This is a genomic window from Candidatus Nanopelagicales bacterium (assembly GCA_018003655.1).
GTDB lineage: Bacteria > Actinomycetota > Actinomycetes > S36-B12 > UBA10799 > JAGNDY01.
This window is the reverse complement of record JAGNDY010000040.1, coordinates 13407-18231: the sequence shown is the minus strand read 5'-3', so window position 1 is coordinate 18231 and position 4825 is coordinate 13407. Positions and strand designations below refer to the sequence as shown.

Below are 4825 nucleotides of genomic sequence, written 5' to 3'. Positions count from 1 at the left end.
TCATCGGACGCCAGTCCCAGCGCATTCCGCCGAACGCGACGTACATGATCCGCAACAGCGCGCCAAACGCCGCGACCTTGACTCCGGCTGCCATGAAGGCGGTCACCGAAGTTGGTGAACCCTGATACACGTCCGGTGCCCACTGGTGGAACGGCACAGCCGCCACCTTGAACAGCATGCCGACGGCAATGAGCGCGACGCCCGCGATCAGCAGGCCGTTGGGACCCGCCTTGGCGGTGACCGCATCGGCAATGCCGCCAAAGCCAACCGTTCCGGCGAAGCCATAGACCAGTGCGCTGCCGTACAGGAAGAATCCTGAGCTGAAGGCGCCGAGCAGGAAGTACTTCATCGCTGCTTCTTGGCTGAGCAGGCGGCGGCGGCGAGCCATTCCAGCCATCAAGTACAGCGGCAGTGACAAGACCTCCAGGGCGACGAACATGATCAGTAGGTCACTGCTAGCAACGAACAACATCATGCCGCCGACGCAGAAGAGGAACAGCGGCCAAATCTCGGTGGACATCCAGCCTCGGGTGGTGAACTCGCGCTCGTCCAGGCTGCCCGGTAGGGCGTTCACACGAGCCGCGAAGGCGTCGCCAGCCGGGTCGATCGCTCGTTCAGCGATTAGCAAAGCCGACAACAGGGCCAACACCAGAATCGTGCCCTGCAAGAAGATGCTCGGCCCGTCAATGGCGACCTCGCCAGCGCCGGTCAGACTCTGCACGCCGGACAAGGTGATGGTGAGCACCAACGAGGCGATCAGCGTCGCGAACGTTAGGGTCAACTGAACGCCACGTCGCGCGGTCCGCGAGACGAACGCCTCGACCAACACCGACACCACGGCCATGCCGAGCACGATGAGGATTGGAGCGAGCAGGCGGTAGTCAAGGTCGGGCAACACGAATGCCGAGGCTGCGATTGTTGTGCTCATCGGTTGCCCCCCTCAGTCAAGCCGCCCGTTCCGACGGCCGCGGGGACCGTTGGGGGTGGATCAGTCGCACCCACCGAGATCATCACTCGATCAACGGCGGGATTGATCACGTCCAGGACCGGCTTGGGGTAGACCCCGAGCGCGACGATCAGGACCAGCAACGGCGCTACCGCCAGTACCTCGCGACCGCGCAGGTCGCTGAACCTCTCCTTTTCGCAGCCTTCCTTGACCGGCCCGGTCATGGTGCGTTGGTACAGGTAGAGGATGTACATCGCGGCCAGGACAATGCCAGTGGTCGCGATGATGGCCGCCACCTTGTACTTGGCGAACGTGCCGACGAGCACGAGGAACTCACTGATGAAGCTGCTCATGCCGGGTAACGACAGTGACGACAGTCCCGCGATCAGGAAGAGGCCCGCGAGGATCGGTGCTACCCGGTAAACGCCGCCGTAGTCAGCGACGAGGCGAGAACCGCGCCGAGTCATCATGAAGCCGACAATCAGGAACAGTGCTCCGGTCGAGAAGCCGTGGTTGAGCATGTAGAAGGTCGAGCCGGACTGGCCTTGCGTGGTCATGGCAAAGATGCCCAGGCCGATGAAGCCGAAGTGCGACACCGACGTGTACGCGATGAGGCGCTTGAGATCCGTTTGCCCAATGGCCAGTAACGCGCCATAGACAATCCCGACGACGCAGAGAACGATGATCACCGGCGTGAAATATCTGGAAGCATCCGGGAACAGCGGCAGGCACAACCGGATCATGCCGAAGGTGCCGACCTTGTCCAGCACGCCGACCAACAACACAGCTGTGCCAGGGGTCGAAGCCGCCGCGGTATCCGGTAGCCAGGTATGGAACGGCACCAACGGCGCTTTGATCGCGAACGCAATGAAGAAACCGAGGAACAGCAGCTTCTGGGTGCCTGGGTCAAGGTTGAGTTGCTCAAGGATGGTGAAGCTGAACGTGCCCTGGCCGAGTTGGTTACCCGAGGCCACGTACAGGCCGATCAGCGCGGCCAACATCAGCAGCCCGCCGAGCAGGCTGTAGAGCAGGAACTTGACGGCCGCGTATTGCCGACCAGGTCCGCCGTAGCGACCCACCAAGAAGAAGACCGGGATGAGCATGGCCTCGAACAGGACGTAGAACAGGAACACGTCGAGCGCGGAGAAGACGCCAATCATGAACGCCTCGAGGACCAGGATCAGCGCGAAGTAGCCCTTGACACTGCCGGTGGCGTCGTCGGCGTCGTTCCACCCGGCGATCATCACCAGCGGTACGAGGATCGCGGACAACGCGATCAAAACCAGGGCGATACCGTCCACGCCAACTGAGTACGAGATCCCGAACGAAGAGATCCAGGAGTGGGTCTCAACGAACTGGAATTGGCTGGTCGAATTCGGGTCGAATTTCAGCGCCATTGCCACGGTTAAAGCGAGGGCGACGACGCTGACCCCGATCGCGATTCGCTTGGCCAACAGCGGCGAATCCTTGGGGGTGAGCATGACGATGCCCGCACCGATCAACGGGAGCAGGATCAACGTGGTGAGCCACGGGAACGACGACATGCCGGTCACATCCTCACCAGAATCAGGGTGGCCACCACAAGGATGGTGCCACCAACCATGGACAGGGCGTAGGAGCGGACGAACCCGGTCTGCAGACGGCGCATTCGGCCGGACAGACCACCTAGCGCGGCAGCTGATCCATTCACTATTCCGTCAACCCCACGGTTGTCGAAGAAGACCAAGGAGCGGGTCAGCCACTGGCCAGGACGCATAAAGACGGCTTCGTTGAAGGCGTCGCCGTACAAGTCGTTGCGCGCCGCCACAGTCAGCGGAGACACGTGCTGCGGTGGCGTAATCGGCACGTCACGGCGGTACTGCATGTAGGCGACCACGATGCCCACCGCAACCAGTGCGAGCGTGATCAATCCGATCAACCCAGCGCTGATGGGCGGGTGCGCCTCCTCAAAGCCGGTCACCGGTGCCAACCACGTTCCGATCGCCCCGCCGAACGCCAGCGTGTACCCGCCGATGATCGACAGCAGGCCGAGGACCGCCATCGGGATCCACATCGTCGACGGTGGGTCGTGCGGGTGCTTCACGTCGTCGGCCCAGCGAGCTTTGCCGGTGAAGGTCATGGTCCACATGCGGGTCATATAGAAGGCGGTGATCCCGGCTCCAATAAGGGCTGCGAGGCCGGCAATCCAGTTGACCCCGAACGCCGATTCGATGATCTTGTCCTTCGAATAGAAGCCCGCGAACGGCGGTACGCCCATGATTGCCAGCCAGCCAGCGCTAAAAGTGATGAACGTGATCGCCATGACTTTTCGAAGCGCGCCCATTCTGCGCATGTCGAGGTGGTCGTTCATTCCGTGCATGACCGCACCGGCACTGAGGAACAGGTTGGCCTTGAAGAAGCCGTGCATGAGCAGGTGGAAGATCGCAAACACGTACCCGATTGGTCCGAGGCCAGCCGCCAAGATCATGTAGCCGATCTGGCTCATGGTGGATCCGGCCAATGCCTTCTTCAGATCGTCCTTGGCGCAGGCAATGATCGCACCAAACAACACAGTGATTGCACCAATGACCATGACCGAGGTTCGGGCGACTTCGGATGCATCGAAGATCGGTCCACTCCGAACGATCAGGTAGACACCAGCTGTGACCATGGTGGCTGCGTGGATCAACGCCGACACCGGCGTGGGACCTTCCATCGCGTCGAACAGCCAGGACTGCAGCGGGAACTGCGCGGACTTACCGCAGGCAGCTAGCAACAGCGCCAACCCGATCCAGGTCGTGGTGCTGCTGTCCGCCGAACCGACGTTGTCGAGCACACCCGGAAACGTGACCGACCCGAACGTCACGAACATCAACATGATGGCGATGGACATACCGAGGTCACCGACCCGGTTGACCACGAATGCCTTCTTGGCAGCGACAGCCGCAGAGGGCTTGTACTGGTAGAAGCCGATCAGCAGGTAGGACGCGAGGCCGACGCCTTCCCAGCCGAAGTACAGCAACAGGTAGTTGTTGGCGGTGACCAGCAGCAGCATCGCGGCGACGAACAGGTTGAGGTACGCGAAGAACTTGCGCTTCTCCGGGTCGTCCTTCATGTAACCCAGCGAGTAGATATGGATCAGGGATCCCACGCCGGTGATGAGCAAGACGAAGGTCATCGACAGTTGGTCCAGCTGCATCCCGAACGGCACCTGGAAGTTGCCGACGATGACCCAATCGAACAAGTGCATGTTGATGGGGCGCTGATCGGCCGGGCGAGCCAGCATCGCGAAGTAGAGGATCGCTCCGACGATGAACGCACCGACCGACATAGCGATCGCGAAGTAGGGGCCCCACCGATCGGTTCGGCGCCCTCCGAGCAAGAGGACAGCCGCCCCCAGGACCGGCAGGGCGAGGATCAACCACATGAAGGTGAAGGAACCAGTGGCATTTGCGGCAGCATCCACCGTCGGCCCCACCCCTTCGGCCAGGCCGGAGGTGGCTGCAGATGCGAGCGAAGTCAAAGTCACGTTGGTGTCCTAGTACTTCAGCAGGTTCGGCTCGTCGACCGAGGCCGAGCGACGGGTGCGGTAGATGGTCATGATGATGGCCAGGCCGACGACGACCTCGGCTGCGGCGACGACCATCACGAAGAAGGCGATTGCCTGACCGTCGAGGTTGCCGCTCTGCTTTGCGAAGGCGACGAACGCCAGGTTGGAAGCGTTGAGCATCAACTCAACGGACATGAAGACGATGATGGCGTTGCGTCGAATCAGTACCCCGAGAACACCGATGCTGAAAAGGATCGCCGACAGTACGACGTAGTGAGTAGTCGTCATCGATCCTCACCATCCTCGTGGTCGTTGATGGCTGGGTCGTTAATGGCTGGGTCGTTAATGGC

General features: G+C 61.5%; 4 protein-coding genes. All 4 read right to left on the bottom strand.

Annotated elements, in window-relative coordinates; all coding sequences use genetic code 11:
• The coding region (locus KAZ48_07065) for an NADH-quinone oxidoreductase subunit N (protein ID MBP7972545.1) at positions 1-928 on the bottom strand (928 nt) is incomplete at its 3' end.
• Positions 925-2490 carry an NADH-quinone oxidoreductase subunit M gene (locus KAZ48_07060; protein MBP7972544.1) on the bottom strand — a complete coding sequence of 522 codons (1566 nt, stop codon included), beginning with the start codon at positions 2488-2490 and terminating at the stop codon, positions 925-927. The genes KAZ48_07065 and KAZ48_07060, both read right to left, overlap by 4 nt.
• A 5-nt stretch (positions 2491-2495) precedes the next feature.
• On the bottom strand, positions 2496-4352 hold the full coding sequence (nuoL, locus tag KAZ48_07055) for an NADH-quinone oxidoreductase subunit L (GenBank protein MBP7972543.1): 1857 nt from the start codon (positions 4350-4352) through the stop codon (positions 2496-2498).
• Between the two features lie 111 nt (positions 4353-4463).
• Positions 4464-4763 carry an NADH-quinone oxidoreductase subunit NuoK gene (gene nuoK / locus KAZ48_07050; GenBank protein ID MBP7972542.1) on the bottom strand — a complete coding sequence of 100 codons (300 nt, stop codon included), beginning with the start codon at positions 4761-4763 and terminating at the stop codon, positions 4464-4466.
• Positions 4764-4825 lie beyond the last annotated feature (62 nt).

Bases quoted from the DNA above. Each gene is read 5' to 3' on its own strand.
- nuoK (MBP7972542.1), bottom strand. From the start codon at position 4,763: ATGACGACTACTCACTACGTCGTACTGTCGGCGATCCTTTTCAGCATC.
- KAZ48_07060 (MBP7972544.1), bottom strand. From the start codon at position 2,490: ATGTCGTCGTTCCCGTGGCTCACCACGTTGATCCTGCTCCCGTTGATC.
- nuoL (MBP7972543.1), bottom strand. From the start codon at position 4,352: ATGTGGTTGATCCTCGCCCTGCCGGTCCTGGGGGCGGCTGTCCTCTTG.